Annotated in this window: 11 protein-coding genes; 2 read left to right on the top strand and 9 right to left on the bottom strand. The window is 45.5% G+C overall.

Annotated elements, in window-relative coordinates; genetic code table 11:
* The first annotated feature begins 2 nt into the window (after positions 1 to 2).
* Entirely contained in the window at positions 3 to 3,347 is a 3,345-nt protein-coding gene (locus tag SCB77_RS04610) for a DEAD/DEAH box helicase (protein WP_320185257.1), read from the top strand.
* Between the two features lie 47 nt (positions 3,348 to 3,394).
* On the opposite strand, the gene SCB77_RS04615 is transcribed toward SCB77_RS04610, so the two are convergent.
* The 4 genes from SCB77_RS04615 to SCB77_RS04630 all read right to left on the bottom strand — a co-directional run bounded on the left by SCB77_RS04615 (position 3,395) and on the right by SCB77_RS04630 (position 8,790).
* On the bottom strand, positions 3,395 to 3,862 hold the full coding sequence (locus SCB77_RS04615) for a hypothetical protein (RefSeq protein WP_320185258.1): 468 nt from the start codon (positions 3,860 to 3,862) through the stop codon (positions 3,395 to 3,397).
* 63 nt (positions 3,863 to 3,925) lie between these two features.
* Positions 3,926 to 5,716: a DUF4091 domain-containing protein gene (locus SCB77_RS04620; RefSeq protein WP_320185259.1), complete on the bottom strand. Its 1,791-nt coding sequence runs from the start codon at positions 5,714 to 5,716 to the stop codon at positions 3,926 to 3,928.
* A gap of 141 nt (positions 5,717 to 5,857) precedes the next feature.
* The gene (locus SCB77_RS04625; protein ID WP_320185260.1) at positions 5,858 to 7,492 is read right to left on the bottom strand and encodes an ABC-F family ATP-binding cassette domain-containing protein; all 1,635 of its coding nucleotides are present in this window, start codon (positions 7,490 to 7,492) and stop codon (positions 5,858 to 5,860) included.
* A gap of 119 nt (positions 7,493 to 7,611) precedes the next feature.
* Complete coding sequence (locus SCB77_RS04630) at positions 7,612 to 8,790, bottom strand: serine hydrolase domain-containing protein (protein WP_320185261.1); 1,179 nt, start codon at positions 8,788 to 8,790, stop codon at positions 7,612 to 7,614.
* A gap of 152 nt (positions 8,791 to 8,942) precedes the next feature.
* Between SCB77_RS04630 and SCB77_RS04635 the strand changes: the two genes are divergently transcribed.
* The gene (locus SCB77_RS04635) at positions 8,943 to 9,791 is read left to right on the top strand and encodes a TraB/GumN family protein (RefSeq protein WP_320185262.1); all 849 of its coding nucleotides are present in this window, start codon (positions 8,943 to 8,945) and stop codon (positions 9,789 to 9,791) included.
* A 52-nt stretch (positions 9,792 to 9,843) separates the two neighbouring features.
* Here the strand turns inward: SCB77_RS04635 and SCB77_RS04640 are convergent, their stop codons facing one another.
* The 5 genes from SCB77_RS04640 to pdxH form a co-directional block, all read right to left on the bottom strand.
* On the bottom strand, positions 9,844 to 11,343 hold the full coding sequence (locus SCB77_RS04640; protein WP_320185263.1) for a M14 family zinc carboxypeptidase: 1,500 nt from the start codon (positions 11,341 to 11,343) through the stop codon (positions 9,844 to 9,846).
* Between the two features lie 102 nt (positions 11,344 to 11,445).
* Positions 11,446 to 12,783 carry a dihydroorotase gene (locus SCB77_RS04645; RefSeq protein ID WP_320185264.1) on the bottom strand — a complete coding sequence of 446 codons (1,338 nt, stop codon included), beginning with the start codon at positions 12,781 to 12,783 and terminating at the stop codon, positions 11,446 to 11,448.
* 232 nt (positions 12,784 to 13,015) lie between these two features.
* The gene (locus SCB77_RS04650) at positions 13,016 to 14,203 is read right to left on the bottom strand and encodes an NADH-quinone oxidoreductase subunit D (RefSeq protein ID WP_320185265.1); all 1,188 of its coding nucleotides are present in this window, start codon (positions 14,201 to 14,203) and stop codon (positions 13,016 to 13,018) included.
* Positions 14,204 to 14,212: 9 nt separating this feature from the next.
* Positions 14,213 to 14,704 carry an NADH-quinone oxidoreductase subunit C gene (locus SCB77_RS04655; protein ID WP_320185266.1) on the bottom strand — a complete coding sequence of 164 codons (492 nt, stop codon included), beginning with the start codon at positions 14,702 to 14,704 and terminating at the stop codon, positions 14,213 to 14,215.
* A gap of 3 nt (positions 14,705 to 14,707) precedes the next feature.
* Positions 14,708 to 15,361 carry a pyridoxamine 5'-phosphate oxidase gene (pdxH, locus tag SCB77_RS04660; protein ID WP_320185267.1) on the bottom strand — a complete coding sequence of 218 codons (654 nt, stop codon included), beginning with the start codon at positions 15,359 to 15,361 and terminating at the stop codon, positions 14,708 to 14,710.
* Positions 15,362 to 15,540 lie beyond the last annotated feature (179 nt).

The raw sequence follows: 15,540 nt of genomic DNA on the forward strand, positions 1-15,540 counted from the left end.
AGATGAGAGAAATATCCGGGAAATACCGTTTTACAACTACCCATCTTCGGAATTTGTCCGAGGTGGATCTGCTATCGCACTACCGTCTTGCCGAGGTCCCTAGCCGCAGCGCTATACATCAACTGCGCGTGCAATCTATGGGTATAGACCAAGCTATTTTTAGCTTGGGAGGAGCCATGGCAACGGATCATCAGATACAAGTGCTGCAACAGGAAGATTCCCTAACGGTGTGCTGCTCTTGTGCCGCGGACGTGCCTTTCCTATGCTATCATGAAATGTTAGCACTCATCGCCTTGATTACGCAGAAAAACTACCGCAGTTTTTTTGACGTGGACAGCAGACGCTCTATTTTCCTACCCTATGCCAGCCGCTATGGCTTGGATAAGGAAGAAATGCTGGACGATTACTTCACACTGCTTTATGATAAAGGAACTTTGCTCGTCGAACCAAAGCATGAGAACATTCTGGCGGTGGATGCACATGCGGCAGATAAAGAGCTTTCGGCTATCGTGCAAACAAAAAAGTCAAGAGCAGCATGGCAGCCTCCTGAGAAGAAAAGAATCTTGCTGCTCAGTAAGCACCGCTTTTACCAACAACTACGTATGGAGCTATTGGACGTAGATAGTACCCAGAATGGAAAGCCAAAGCCTCCGTTTGTGTTTGTTGACCCTAAACCTCTGTTATGGAAAACAAAGGATATTGCGGAAGCGAAGCTTTATGCCGCCCTATCGAGCTTTCAGCAGAACTATACGGAAGAAGCTGATGAAACGACCTTAGATGCTTTGCATGTACTTTGCGAACATGCCCGTGATTTTCCGGTCTACTACCACGACCAGCGCATATCCGAAAAGATAAGCAGCAAATCTATGCGCCCAATAAATCTGGCGCTATTGGATGCCTCGATAGAAATATCCGTGTTTAAGCGCCAACCTTTTTATGAGATCAAGGCGGCGTTGCTTTGGAACGACGAACGTATCCCACTGAAAAATCTACAGCTGCAACATCAATATTTTTTCTGTCGGCAGGATCATTTCCTCCTTATCCGCGATTTGGCCACGCTGAAGCTTTTGGAATATTTTCGAAAAAGTCCGGAGATCTTACTGGTTCATGCCTCTAAGTATGATGAATTTGTGCGCCACACGTTGCAACCCTTAGAGCATATGGTCCACATAAACTACGCCTTCGCGCGTGCAGCCAATTCCGAGGAGAAAGTGGTTTTCAATAATGACCAAGAGCATATTATTTACTTCAGCCAAGAAAACAGCTACATCAATATCACGCCGGTGATGCGCTATGGCACGGTGGAGGTTGCTTTATCCTCCAAGAAAAAGATTCGTAGCAGCGATGAAAATGGCAATGTATACGAAGTGGAACGTGCTTGGGATATCGAAGACCGTTTTCGGCAGCTTGTTGTTCGGCAGCACCCGGAGTTTGCTGGCCAACAACAGGAAATGAACTACTTCTACCTGCACCACCAGCATTTTTTGGCCGATAACTGGTTTCTGCATGCCTTCGAGGCATGGCGTAACGAGGGTATTACCTTGCTGGGATTCCAAGAAATGGGGATAACCAAGCTAAGTCCGCACAAAGCAAAAATTGCCATCCATATCGTGAGCGGCACAGATTGGTTCAATGTCAAACTAAATACTTCCTTTGGCGACCAGCAGGTATCCATCAAACAACTGCACCGCGCCTTACGGCACAAAAGCAAATACATCCCCCTTGATGATGGCAGTATAGGCATGCTTCCCGACGAGTGGATGGCCAAGATAGCGCGTTACTTTCAGTTTGGTATATTGGAAGCCGACCTGTTGAAGGTTCCTAAAATTGGACTCACGGCTGTAGAAGAATTGTTTGAGGATGAGCTATTGCCGCGTGAAATACGGGAGGAAGTGGACGAACTAGAAAAGCGCTTATCCAACATTAAAAAACGAAACACGGTAAAGGTACCGAGCATGCTCAAGGCGCAACTACGCCCCTACCAGCTGGATGGGCTACGCTGGCTGAACCAGCTGGACGACCTCAACCTTGGTGGATGCTTGGCCGATGACATGGGATTGGGAAAGACCATTCAGCTTATTGCCCATCTCTTGCTACAGCAGGAAAAAGGTCAGCATGGTATAAACCTCATTGTTGCCCCCACATCGCTTCTGTTTAACTGGCAACAGGAATTTGAAAAGTTTGCGCCCTCCCTCAAAGTAATCTGTATACAAGGTGCATCGCGGGAGCAACACTATGATAGCTTAAAGGCTTATGATGTGGCTTTGATTTCTTACGGACTATTACTTTCTGATATCAACAAACTAAAAAAGCAACCCTTCAACACCTTAGTGTTGGATGAATCACAAGCGATCAAAAACCCCAGTTCCGAACGGTATAAGGCTGCACGCTTATTGACGGCTCGCATTCGCTTTGCGCTGACGGGCACCCCCATTGAAAATAGCACCTTCGATCTCTATGGCCAGCTGTCCTTTGCCTGTCCCGGATTATTGGGCAACAGGCAATTTTTTAAAGACACCTATGCTACACCCATCGATCGCTTTGAAGACGGAAAACGCGCCAAGGACCTGCAGCAACGAATTGCACCATTTATCTTGAGGCGCACCAAGAAACAAGTTGTCAAAGAACTGCCCGAGAAGACAGAAATGATTATCTACTGTGATATGGGTGCACAACAACGGGCAATCTACGACAGCTATGAAGCAGAATTACGCGATTACCTGCAAGGAACAAGCGATGACGAACTACAGAAAAGCAGTATGCACGTGCTGGCCGGTTTAACCCGACTGCGACAGATATGTAATGCGCCATTTCTGCTGAAAGAAGGCTATGATGCTCATATTTCCGCAAAATTGGATGCCTTGGTCGAGCGGGTGCAGGACATCAGTGGAGACCATAAAATATTGATATTTTCCCAATTTGTGGAGATGCTCGATTTGATCAAAGCCGCATTGGACGACGCACAAATCCCTAGCAGCTACCTTACTGGAAAGACAAAAGACCGTGCAAAGGTGGTCAGCGAATTTCAAACAGATGACGAAAAACGAGTTTTCTTGATCAGTTTGAAAGCCGGTGGTGTGGGATTGAACTTAACGGCGGCAGACTATGTTTTTTTGGTGGACCCCTGGTGGAATCCGGCGGTTGAAAACCAAGCCATCGATCGGCTTTATCGCATAGGACAAGAAAAACAGGTGTTTGCCATTCGGCTGATCTGCCCGAATACCGTAGAGGAAAAAATACAGCGCCTTCAGGATAAAAAAAGAGACCTTGCCGGAGATATGATAAAAAGCGATATCGATCTTACCCGCAAATTCAGCAAACAAGATTGGCTGGATCTACTGCAATAAGGTAGCAGCAAATCCAGCCAACAATATGGTTGAGGATTAACCTCGGATTACTGCTTCTTGAGCACTAATCCCTTGCTGAAATCAAGAGCTGCACTATCCTTGAACGCAACTTTCCCGTCTTTTTCTTCAACATCGGTGTAGCCTTCGGTCGCAGTCTTTCCATCCAACTTGAAAGCGACCTCGCGCACCGAGGTCTGTCCTTCCGAGTTAAACGTATAATCTGCCAAGAGCACACCATCATTCACTTCGCCCTCAAAACTACCACTGTTGTGGTCTTTCTCTTTCCAAGCATAGGTGAGATGGCCTACCGCTTTGCTACCCTGCATGGTAAGATGGAGAGCCACCGTATCGCCGGCCTGCTCGTAGCTGTAAGATCCAGCATAATCATTTTCTGCGGAAACCGTTTCCGTACCTGCTTGCGCCAAGGAATCGGCTTCGCTCGGTTCCTGCTTGGCGGATTGGCCGCAAGATGCACATATAAAAATAGCGCCAACTAGATAGGCAAATGTTTTCATGGTATATTCTTTATGTTTTAATACAAGGTAGTTAAAAACAAATCGTATACCAAAAATCCATGGCTATTTTGCAGTCTTTTCTAGCTCCACAGATAGCTCATTCAATAGAGATTTCGCCTCATGGAGATCCTTGTTCCAAGTTGCTGTGCGCTCTACCTTGTTTAGTCGCTGTAGGACAGTATCTAGGCGCTCCAATTCTGCCTTTTTATTTGCTTGTATAAGTTGTGCTTTGAGCAGCTGTATTTTCTCGTAATCTTGAATGCCCTCCAGCATCCGTTCATAACGAATGGAGCTGCGCCCACCGGGATACACCACATAGGTATCGCCGGCTGGCCAGGTGCGGAATCGGGAATCTTGCAATGGATTTTCAACCCAAGAATTGAAGGCCCAACGCAGCATGCCGTCAAATCCAGCTGCTGCAGCATACCAAGCCAAATAAGTCGATTCTGCCGGTTCGGAAAAAGTAAACTGATTGGGGAATGCATCGCTGCAGCAGATATAAAACGTTGTGTTTAACCCACGAGATTTTCTGAGCTGCAGATCTTCAGCAGCGAAAGGATGACCAATAGCGATGCTGATATCATCACTGTTAGGGTAACGTTGGTAGGTCTTTTGGTTATCGGCATAGGATACCCCAAGCTCTGGGCATACCTTCTGCAATAAGGCAAAAGCAGCATCCATCTCCTCACGGGATCGTTCGTCAGTCGCTATATTGGTGATATCCAACCAACCTTTGGCACGTAGGTGCTTCACAAAATCCTGTAAAAATGGCGTCCATAGTTCTTCGAAGATTGCCGTTCCCGGCTTAGCCGACACATTGACCATCTTATTGCTTTTCTGATCCTTATAATGAATCTCGTTATTCCAAGGAACGATGGAGTAACAATTGATCATCTTGTTGACACCTAGATCGAGCATAAACTGCACCCAACGATCAAAGACCTTGTAATCATAGTGCCAAGTACCATCTTCGTTTTTCACCCATTGAATCATATCAGCGTAGGGATCGTAGGTCTGAACGTTCCAAGGATCTTTGTTGAGTGTGGTCGTAATCACTTTTTGTCCTGCATCGGCCAAGCGCTGCATCACGGGCTTTAGTTCTTCGAAATGTGCGTCAGACCAAAGCTCGGTGCCGGATACACGTGCCACTGCCGCCGGGTGTTGCCATTGATCGAGGTGATATTTCCAAGCGGACGCTTTAGGCAATACGTGGTTAAGCACATTGACCTTCAGTGTCAATGGTTTTATTGTTCCCGCTGGCGTTTCCACGGATACAAGGCCTGTATAGGTACCGGCTTTAGCGTCTTCTGGAATGTGAACGCTGATCCACACGGGGCGTACTTTCCTTGCCTCAAGATCGTAACTGGCACAATCGTCCAGCATATCGGCCACAAGCGACGAGGCGAAATCTTTTGGATTGCGGTGTCCACAGCCCGAAGCGAATTCATCGGTCATTACGTACCGTACAAATCGTGCCGAAACAACATCGCTAGCCAACAGTGTCCCATCATCCGCCCGCAGGGGGGAGATGCGAACACGCACGGAGGGTATAGCCGTCGTCGTCCACAGCAACAGCTGCGCGGATACGCGTTCGCCACGCCAACCTGTGAGAGACTGCTCTTCTTTGCTAGCGATTGCTGGCGCTAACGATTTGGCATAGCGCTTATCGATGGTTACGAAAGAGCGCTGCAGCCCCTCGCCTACGGCGGACCAATCGGAAAGCGTATCAGCTGTAGGATCGGGTAACTCTTCAAAATCGTGTGTCAATACTTTGGGGGATTGAGCCAGTAGCGTCGACACGGTAAGGGCCAAGAAGAATATCAAGAAATGGTTTTTAAAAGGGCGTCTACTCATCGGTTACAGCTATAAAAAACATGGATAGACCAAACTAAATAAAATAGTTAGCGCACACAAATATAGTAGGCATGCAAACGATTGACCAAAAAAAAATAGGGCTTCGTAAAAAGCCCTATTCATCTCGTTTATCAACGATCGTTATTTTTTCTTCGCATACAGCTCTTCGCGTTGTGCTTTTACGGCATCCGAATTAATATATTCATCGTAGGTCATCAATTTATCGATGATACCATTAGGTGTCAATTCGATGATACGGTTTGCTACCGTTTCCGTCAACTCGTGGTCACGTGAAGTAAACAACATAGAACCTTTGAAATCTTGCATACCATTATTGAGGGCGGTGATCGACTCGAGATCCAAGTGGTTGGTTGGCTCATCGAAGATCAAGAAATTGGCACCTTGCAGCATCATCTTCGAGAACATACAGCGCATCTTCTCTCCTCCTGATAGCACAGAAACCTTTTTCATTACCTCTTCACCGGAGAAAAGCATTTTACCTAAAAATCCACGAATGAATTGCTCATCAGCGTCAGGCTTTGTAGTGTAGGTACGTAACCAGTCAACCAAATTATCGCTCACTCCCTCGAAATAGTCCGCATTTTCAATCGGCATATCGGTCGGTGTAATGGTAATCCCCCATTTAAATTCACCGGTGTAATCGCTATCACGACCAGCTAGTATCTCATAAAATGCAGAGGTGACCAAAGAATTTTCGGATAGGACAGCAATCTTATCCCCTTTGTTGATCATAAAGGTGATATCCTTAAAGTAGCGTTCACCATTGACGGTTTTGCTTAAGCCTTCCACATTCAAAATCTGGTCGCCAGGCTCACGATCCATTTGGTTGAACATAATCGCCGGGTACTTTCTGTTTGAAGGCTTGATATCTTCAATATTAAGCTTATCCAAGGCTTTTTTCCGTGAAGTAGCTTGCTTAGATTTGGACGCATTGGCAGAGAAACGACGGATAAACTCCTGTAGCTCTTTTACCTTATCTTCCATCTTCTTGTTCTGGTCAGAACGTTGCTTTAAAGCCAATTGAGAAGATTCATACCAGAACGAGTAGTTACCACTGTAGATGGTCATCTTACCAAAATCAATATCTACGATATGGGTACACACATGATCTAAGAAGTGACGGTCGTGGGAAACAACCAGCACGGTAGCCTCGTAACCGGCAAGAAAATCTTCCAACCAAGCGATGGTATTGATATCCAAATCGTTGGTAGGCTCATCGAGAATAAGTACGTCAGGGTTACCAAAAAGCGCTTGTGCCAAGAGCACACGAACCTTCTCGTTACCATCAAGCTCTTGCAATAATTTGTAGTGTAACTCTTCTTTGATACCCAAGTTGCTCAATAAGGTCGCCGCATTGCTTTCCGCATTCCAGCCGTCCATTTCAGCAAAAAGGCTTTCCAATTCGCCGGCACGTTCACCGTCAGCATCCGAGAAATCTTCTTTCATGTAGATCGCATCTTTCTCCTTCATCACTTTGTACAGCTCTTGGTTACCCATCATCACGGTTTCCAACACGGTAAACTCATCAAACTGATAGTGATTTTGGCTCAGCACCGACATACGCTCGCCCGGCGTGAACGAAACAGAACCTGTCGTTTGATCGACCTCACCTGATATAATCTTCAGGAACGTAGACTTCCCGGCACCATTGGCGCCAATAATTCCGTAACAGTTCCCAGGAGTAAATTTTAAGTTGACATCTTCGAACAGCACACGCTTGCCGAAACGAAGGCTCAGATTGGATACATTAATCATGCGGCAAAGATACGCTTTATTCTTGGATTTTGGATGCTTATTTAGAGAGCATTAAGGAAAGCAAGCTTTCCCTAAGCCTATGCCTCAACCCTTTAACCAACTATAAAAAAGGAGATTATTTAGTCTAGGTTTTCCAAGGCAGCAGATATGGCCTGCACCCCATTGACGAGCTTTTCATTATCGTCACTGTCAACTCCAGTATTTATTACGACAATTCTACCGATACCATTCTCCAAATCGAGGGATATCACCGCGAAAACGCAAGGGTCACTGCCTGTATGGATAAAGCGATTTTTTCTATTATACGTCCAAAACACAGCTTGATTAACAGAGTTCTTATCCATATTTAACGGTAAGTTTGCTGTGTCGAACTGCGGTTGAAAAAGTGCAGAACAGAAATCCCGCGAGAAAAGGGACGAGTGGTTATGATATCCTTGTAGCAGTTCCTGCACATACTGTTCCAAATCCGTCAAGGAGGTTCGTAAGCTACCATCCGGATAGGTGATACAACTATACAGTTTCAAGCTATTGTCTTCGTTACGCAATTGATCAAAACCAGGATATTCGGTATCAGAAAGCTCGTAAAGTGTCGCATATTGATCTACTTTTTTCTCGTTGTAAAACCAATGCGTATCCTGTAATTTCAACGGCCTGAAAATATGTTGTTCGGTAAACTGGTCAAAGGACATCCCTGAAGATGCTTCTACTAAGTATGCGGCCAGCGCAGATGCGACATTGGAATATTGATACCTACGACCGACGGCGTCCGTACCAAAATTGCTTATTTCGTAATATGCCCCTCCTTCAACTAGATAATCTTGCAGAAAATCTGCCAATGAACGATCTGGAGTTTTATTTAATTGATATGTTTTCAAGTACGTCGACTCATTATCCAAAATCCCCGAGGTATGGGTAAAAAGGTGTCTTACCCGTATAGTGTCATTTGGCCGATGCGGATTCACAACACTAAACGGAATAATGTCGTTAATGGGCGTTTCCTCCTTAAAATAATGAAGCTCTACAGCTTTCAGTAAGGCCAGACCAATAAATGTTTTGCTGACCGAACCAATAGGTTGAATGGTTCGCTCGGTAAACGGCTTCTTCTGTTTCGCATCCGCATAGCCATAGCCTTTGGAAAATAGAACAGCCTTGGTATCTACAACCCCAACTGCAAAGCCTACAAATGGAAATCTACGCGCAACCTTAGCAAGATCTCTGTCAATTTGTTTAAATGGCTGCTGCGCAAAAGACGACGGCAAGAAAAACAATGACAGCGATAGGAATGTGATAACTTTCATGATAAAAAAAGGACATGGCAGTTCAAGATACAAAAAATTCAACAGGCTGGAGCATGCAACTTTCTTTAACCATTAGCAACATGAATAATAAATAAAAAAAATGTAACAATATCCAGAAACAGGCGACTAACTAACAAACTATTATGCTCAACATGAAAACACTATTAATGACTTTCGCCGCCCTGCTATTGTATGTTTACGCTGGAGCGCAAGAAAACTCGTTGCTATGGAAGGTCTCCGGCAATGGACTAACAAAAGATTCCTACGTTTTTGGCACATTACACATGGCATGTAGCGCCGATTTTCGCATCCCGGAAAAGGTAAAGAGCGCTTTAGGGAGCACCGATGCCATTGCGGTAGAAGTAGACATAACCGACCCGAAAAATATGGCCTTGCTGCAAAGCAAGATGGGACCTAAGCCGACCTTCTTTGACGGACTTGGCGCCGACAAGAAAAAGGCTATCGACAGCGCTTTGCTAGCGAATGAAATTCCGCCAGCAATTTTCGATCAGGTTTCTCCGACCGTAGCCTTGTCATTGCTGACCATCAAAGGATTTGACTGCCCGAGTATGCAAGATATAAAAATGATGGAGCACGAGTTGAAGATGCTGCCTCAAGCCGAAGGAAAGCCGGTTGCCGAGCTGGAAAGCGCCACCTTTCAAGCAGACTTGCTAGACAGCCTATTCTCTGCGGAAGACCTATACAATTACCTTACGTCCAACATAGACAGCAAAGCATACAGCAAGGAACTGGTTAATGCCTACTTCAGTGAGAACCTACAAAAAATAGAAGAGATGACGATGAATACGGCATTTCTTTCAGGGCCAAAACAAGAAAAACTATTGGATGCGCGCAATCGGGTGTGGTTGCAGAAAATGCCGAGTATGATGACAGAAAAGTCGTATGTATTTGCCGTTGGAGCCGCACATTTAGTTGGTAAAAATGGCGTAATTCAATTATTACGCGACAAAGGTTATACGGTAACCGCCGTAAAAAACTAAGCCATAAAAAATGCGGTATCATTTGTTTTTTGATACCGCATTTTTCCATTTTTTAAACGACTCTATTTTTGAAAAACTTCGCTTTGGGTTTCTGCGAAAGATCGATCAGGTAGCCATTGACTACCGCATACTTGAGTGTCCCCCCGCTACTCAACAAAAAGTTGCTTGTCCCCAAAAGACTAATCTGCGACGTGGGAGTAAAGGAAGCCTGTGTAAAAACCACTAAAGGCAAATCATGTAAGCGATCGCTCCCCTTACCGTTTACCTTAACTGCAACAAAGCCCTCTTTCAACAAACTCCAAGCACGATCCATTGTGATGTCCTCTACGGTCTCAAAGGCCTGCGGATAGGTCTTGCCCTGCACAAACTTAAGCCCTTGCTCCTCCAGCTCATCGTAGCCATACGCTATATCCAAATCGCCAATATCCTCCACATGACCACGCACGAAAAAATCACGTCCAACGGTGATTTCCGTTCGACGCAAGGCAATATCGGTTTTCAACGAAACGCTATCCGTCGTGAGATCGATACCGCGCAAAACCACATCATGCATTTGTGATGCATTGAAAGGAATTTTATCGTAATCTTCAGCATCATATCCCGCATAGGATCCTTGTGCTATTTCCATCAGCGCGTTAAGGATAATTGCAAAATTAAGCTGTCTAATTTCCTGCTTCTCGGGATCGCCTTTTTTTCCACCCGACTCGATTAGCACCGTGCTTGCTCCCCAGCTTTGGAAATTGTCGCCAAAACCGCGCGGACTATAGGTATCATCATATTTAGCCACCGCATTGGGCACGTACTGCTGCAGCAAGGTATTCATCCCTACAATCAGCTGCATAGCACCTTTGCGAACATCGTTTACTTCACGCGCTTCATTGTAGGCTGGCGCCAACATGGAAATGGTAACCGGATTTTTTGTTTCCGGAACATTGTAGTAGATACTTTGATCGTGCAGATTGAATCCATAGCTAGGCTTCACCTCTTTGGCTATCTTCCGAAGGAGTGCCCCTTCCACGGTCTGCCCTACCCGAGCATCGCGGTTTAAGTCAATATGTTGCGCATTACGCCGCGTATAGCGTTCAGCGCCATCAGGATTAAGCATCGGGATGAAATGTATATCCAAGTTGTCATTCAACAACTGGCGCACCGAATCAAAACCATCTCCTTTACCCTCCAAGAAGTTGAATAGATCAAACAAAGCCATCGTCGCCGTAGGCTCGTCGCCGTGCATCTGCGACCAAAGCATTACTTTCTTAGGCCCCTTCCCATACTGTACTTTGTAAATCGCACGATTTTCAAACGATTGGCCGATCTGCTTGACCGAGAAAAGAGCATGTTCCTGATGCTTCTTAACCAAGGAGTCTACTTCATCGTGCTTGAAACGGCGATGTACAATAGCCGTTTCCCTGTATTTTTCATGCAGTGTATTAAATTGCGTCGTATCCAGCTTCATAGCATTTGAATAGTCTGATTTTTTTTCTGGAGACAGCGTTGTACAAGCCTGTAGCATAGCCAGTATGCCCACGATAACGAGGTTTCTATTCATCATACTAAAATAACACTGTTCTAGCCCTTATTGTTTCAAACCTTCTGCCCCAAGCAGACAGAGCGATCTTTACATCTCTAGGTCTGCTGCAGGCCAGCCGTCTTCTTATCGGTTAAACAATAAACGGTGTCCGGCTCCCGCCTCGATAACCTGTCCGTCGCTGAAGGCCAAATTGCCCGAAACGATGGTATGCACGATGCTCGAGGAGAAAGTATGTCCTTCGAAAGGAGACCAACCACACTTCGAAAGAATATTTTCTTTGCTAACTGTATAGTTTTTTTGGAGATCTACCAACACCAAATCGGCCCAATATCCTTCCCGGATAAAGCCTCGGTTTTCCACTTGAAACATGGTAGCCGTGTTGTGCGCCGTCTTCTGTACCAACTGCTCCAAGCTAAGCTTGCCCTCCTTCACCATATCCAACAGTGCCTGCAAGGCATGTTGCACCAATGGCCCTCCTGAAGGCGCCTGCGCATAGGGCTGTGTTTTTTCTTCCAAAGTATGTGGCGCATGATCCGTTGCGATCACATCGATATGCCCGTCCAATACAGCCGCTAAAATACCATCCCGATCTGCCGCTGTTTTCACAGCAGGATTCCATTTAATAAAATTCCCTTTCTGCGCATAGTCGCTATCCGAAAACCACAAATGATGCACACAGGCTTCGGCAGTGATGCGTTTTTCGGTTAACGGTAAGCTGTTGTCAAAGAGTTGCGTCTCTCGAGCTGTCGATATATGCAGGATATGTAATCGGGTATTATGCTTTTTAGCGAGGTCAACAGCCTTGGATGACGATAGGTAGCAGGCTTCTGCCGAGCGAATAAGCGGGTGCATTGTTGGCGTTAATCCATCTTCACCATACTTTTCTTTGAAATCGGCCAAGTTCTGCTTAATAGTCGCTTCATCTTCACAATGCACAGCAATTAAGGTTGGAGCCTCTTTAAATATCTTTTCTAAGGTATCTTCGTTATCCACCAACATATTTCCAGTAGACGAGCCCATAAAGATCTTAATACCACATACGTCTCGGGGATTGGTTTTCAGCACTTCCGCCAAATTATCATTTGCCGCCCCCATAAAAAAAGAGTAATTCGCCAACGATTTCTCTGCCGCAATTTCATATTTATCTTGCAGCAACTTCTGTGTCAACGTATTAGGCACCGTATTAGGCATTTCCATAAACGATGTGGTACCGCCAGCAACAGCAGCCCTACTCTCGTGCCAAATATCCGCCTTGTAGGTTAAGCCCGGTTCACGAAAATGAACTTGATCGTCAATAAGACCCGGCAACAGGTGCAGCCCTTTCGCATCGATCACCTGATCGGCCAGATGCGAGATGGTCTCTGCAATCATTTCGATGCGACCGTGGTTGATATACACATCAGCCGTTATCGTCGTTCCTTCGTTGACTATCTGCGCGGATTTAATAAGAATTGAAGACATAATAAACTTGTAATATAGCGGGTAATATAAATAAATAGTAGCTGTACAGGTTGTTAATTTGCACGCCAACGAATTTACGAATCAAGGTTGAAAAAACAGCACGCATAAAAAGAAAAAGCCCGTAATCGGGCGATTACGAGCTTTCCTATTAACCAATTATAAACTTAAATTATGAGATTACAAATTTAATTTTTTTCAAACAGTTTTGCAAGTTATAACGCGTAATTTGTAGCTATCTATCGACCTCGCCCAAGACAATATCGATAGACCCTAAGATAGCAATAAGGTCAGCAATGAGCTGTCCTCTACCCAACTCGGGCAGCACCGACAAATTATTAAAGCTTGGCCCTCTTGCCTTTACACGCTTCGGAATATCCGTTTTCTCTTGCGTAACAAAATGAAAACCCAGTTCGCCCTTGGGGTTCTCGGCACGCATGTAATATTCCTGTGATTTTAAGTTAACCTTCTTCGGCACAAGCGCACGCGGATCAAAGGTTGGTGTTCGCTTAAAGTCATCGCGCAGGCGATGTAAACACTGCTCAATAATATTCACGGATTCCTTCACCTCGTCCACGCGAACTTTATAGCGATCCCAACAGTCGCCCAGCATCCCCATTTCGCCTTTACCTACAGGAATATCAAATTCCAGCTCGGGGTAAATGGAATAACCATCAACGCGACGTAGATCCCACTTTATTCCCGATGCACGTAGCATGGGTCCGCTGCAACCGTAGTTTATTGCAACATCGGCCGGCAGCGCACCAATATTAGCCGTACGCGAGATGAAAATTTGGTTGTTCGAAAGCAACTCATCCAGTTCTACCAATTTTGGTTTGAAGTAATCCACGAAATCACGGCAGCGATCTTCGAACCCCACAGGTAGATCGTAAAAAAGACCGCCTACCCAAATATAGTTGTAGAGCATGCGTGATCCCGATGCCCATTCTAACATGTTCATAATGTGCTCGCGATCGCGAAAACACCACATAAACGGTGTGAAAGCGCCAATATCGATACCGTAAGTACCGATCGCGATTAAGTGGGAAGCAATACGATTGAGCTCGCATACCAGCACGCGGATATATTCAACGCGCTTAGGAATTTGCTGATCAATACCGAGCATGCGCTCCACGCCCATCACAAAAGCATGGCTATTGTTCATTGACGCTAGATAATCCAGTCGATCTGTGAAGGGAATAGATTTCCCATAGTTCATGGACTCGGCGTGCTTATCAAAACAGCGGTGCAAATATCCCAAATGAGGAATAATATCTTTTACGATCTCGCCGTCAGTGATCAATTCCAAGCGCAACACACCATGTGTAGAAGGGTGCTGAGGTCCCATATTGATCACCATCTCCTGCGCACCTACCGCAGCTATTTTTTGTTTATATCGTTCTAATCCTTCCGAATAATTCATGTTGTTTGCTTACTTTATCGCAATTCCGTGGTAAGTCTCTGCATCTTGATAATCCTTGCGCAAAGGATATCCATCCCAATCGTCGGGCAACAAGATGCGACGAAGGTCGGGGTGTCCGGTAAAGAAAATACCCATAAGATCGTAAGCTTCGCGCTCATGCCAATCTGCCGTGCGCCAAACAGTGGACACCGAAGGTAGCGCTGGCAGTCTATGCAGAGCCCGATCATTATCCAACTCTACTTTGAGCGTGATCTGTGTTTGATAAGGTATAGACGCCAAATGGTATACCACGGCGAAGCGTCCTTCGGGAAAATAGTCTACCGCAGAAATATTGGACAGAAAATCAAAATAACATCCCTCCGTGTCGCGGAGAAAAAAACAGATGTCGACAATGAAGTCGGGGTTGACCAGCAAAATAGGTTGCAAGCCCTGTTCGTCTAGTCGCAAAATGGCTTCCTCGCCAAATTTGTCGATCAGTAAAGTCTTAACTTGTTCTATCATTATTTAAGGCGCTAAACGTTGGCACTGCCAGACTCCCTCTTGAAAAACATAAGCTATACGATCGTGTAAACGACTGCTTCTGCCCTGCCAAAACTCGATATGCATGGGGCTTACCTGATAACCTCCCCAAAATGCGGGACGCGGAATCTCTTCCTGCCCGTTATAACTTGCTTCCACTTCCTGCAAGCGTGCTTCCAAAACAGACCGATCGGCAATAACCTGACTCTGCGGCGAAGCGAGCGCACCAAGTCGGCTACCCCTAGGGCGAGAAGCAAAATACTCGTCAGAATCCTCTGCAGGCAGCTTTTCCACCCATCCCTCTATACGAACCTGCCTTTGTAACTCAGGCCAGAAAAACAGGAGGCTTACCTGCTTACGCTGCAACATAGATTGCCCTTTTTTACTGTGATAGTTGGTAAAGAAACTGAAGCCGGAAGGTTTGATATCCTTCAGCAACACCACCCTAGAAGATGGATAGCCATCATCACTTATCGTGGATAGCACCATGGCATTGGGTTCCAATACTTCTGCCTTCAAAGCTTCATCAAACCAACGTTGAAATTGCGCAATGGGATTAGGCAGCACATCACGTTCATCCAACGCAAATTTGCTGTAATCTTCCCGTATTGCGGCGATATTTTTATCCGTAATAGACATGGTTAAAGTCTCGTTGATACAGAAGCAAACTTAATCAAAAGCGACGGCTTTACCGACAAACGGCATAAAAAATTGCTTTTATCTGTAAAATGGCTTATATTAATGGCATATTGCCAACCATCGTCGCTGAAGCGGCACCGTGTTGACGAGGTTCCTTTTGTTTCACTTAAATGCGCTGC

Source organism: Sphingobacterium bambusae (assembly GCF_033955345.1).
Lineage (GTDB): Bacteria > Bacteroidota > Bacteroidia > Sphingobacteriales > Sphingobacteriaceae > Sphingobacterium > Sphingobacterium bambusae.

Coding starts and splice junctions, on each gene's coding strand:
- SCB77_RS04610 (WP_320185257.1), top strand. CDS start 3: ATGAGAGAAATATCCGGGAAATACCGTTTTACAACTACCCATCTTCGG.
- SCB77_RS04615 (WP_320185258.1), bottom strand. CDS start 3,862: ATGAAAACATTTGCCTATCTAGTTGGCGCTATTTTTATATGTGCATCT.
- SCB77_RS04620 (WP_320185259.1), bottom strand. CDS start 5,716: ATGAGTAGACGCCCTTTTAAAAACCATTTCTTGATATTCTTCTTGGCC.
- SCB77_RS04625 (WP_320185260.1), bottom strand. CDS start 7,492: ATGATTAATGTATCCAATCTGAGCCTTCGTTTCGGCAAGCGTGTGCTG.
- SCB77_RS04630 (WP_320185261.1), bottom strand. CDS start 8,790: ATGAAAGTTATCACATTCCTATCGCTGTCATTGTTTTTCTTGCCGTCG.
- SCB77_RS04635 (WP_320185262.1), top strand. CDS start 8,943: ATGAAAACACTATTAATGACTTTCGCCGCCCTGCTATTGTATGTTTAC.
- SCB77_RS04640 (WP_320185263.1), bottom strand. CDS start 11,343: ATGATGAATAGAAACCTCGTTATCGTGGGCATACTGGCTATGCTACAG.
- SCB77_RS04645 (WP_320185264.1), bottom strand. CDS start 12,783: ATGTCTTCAATTCTTATTAAATCCGCGCAGATAGTCAACGAAGGAACG.
- SCB77_RS04650 (WP_320185265.1), bottom strand. CDS start 14,203: ATGAATTATTCGGAAGGATTAGAACGATATAAACAAAAAATAGCTGCG.
- SCB77_RS04655 (WP_320185266.1), bottom strand. CDS start 14,704: ATGATAGAACAAGTTAAGACTTTACTGATCGACAAATTTGGCGAGGAA.
- pdxH (WP_320185267.1), bottom strand. CDS start 15,361: ATGTCTATTACGGATAAAAATATCGCCGCAATACGGGAAGATTACAGC.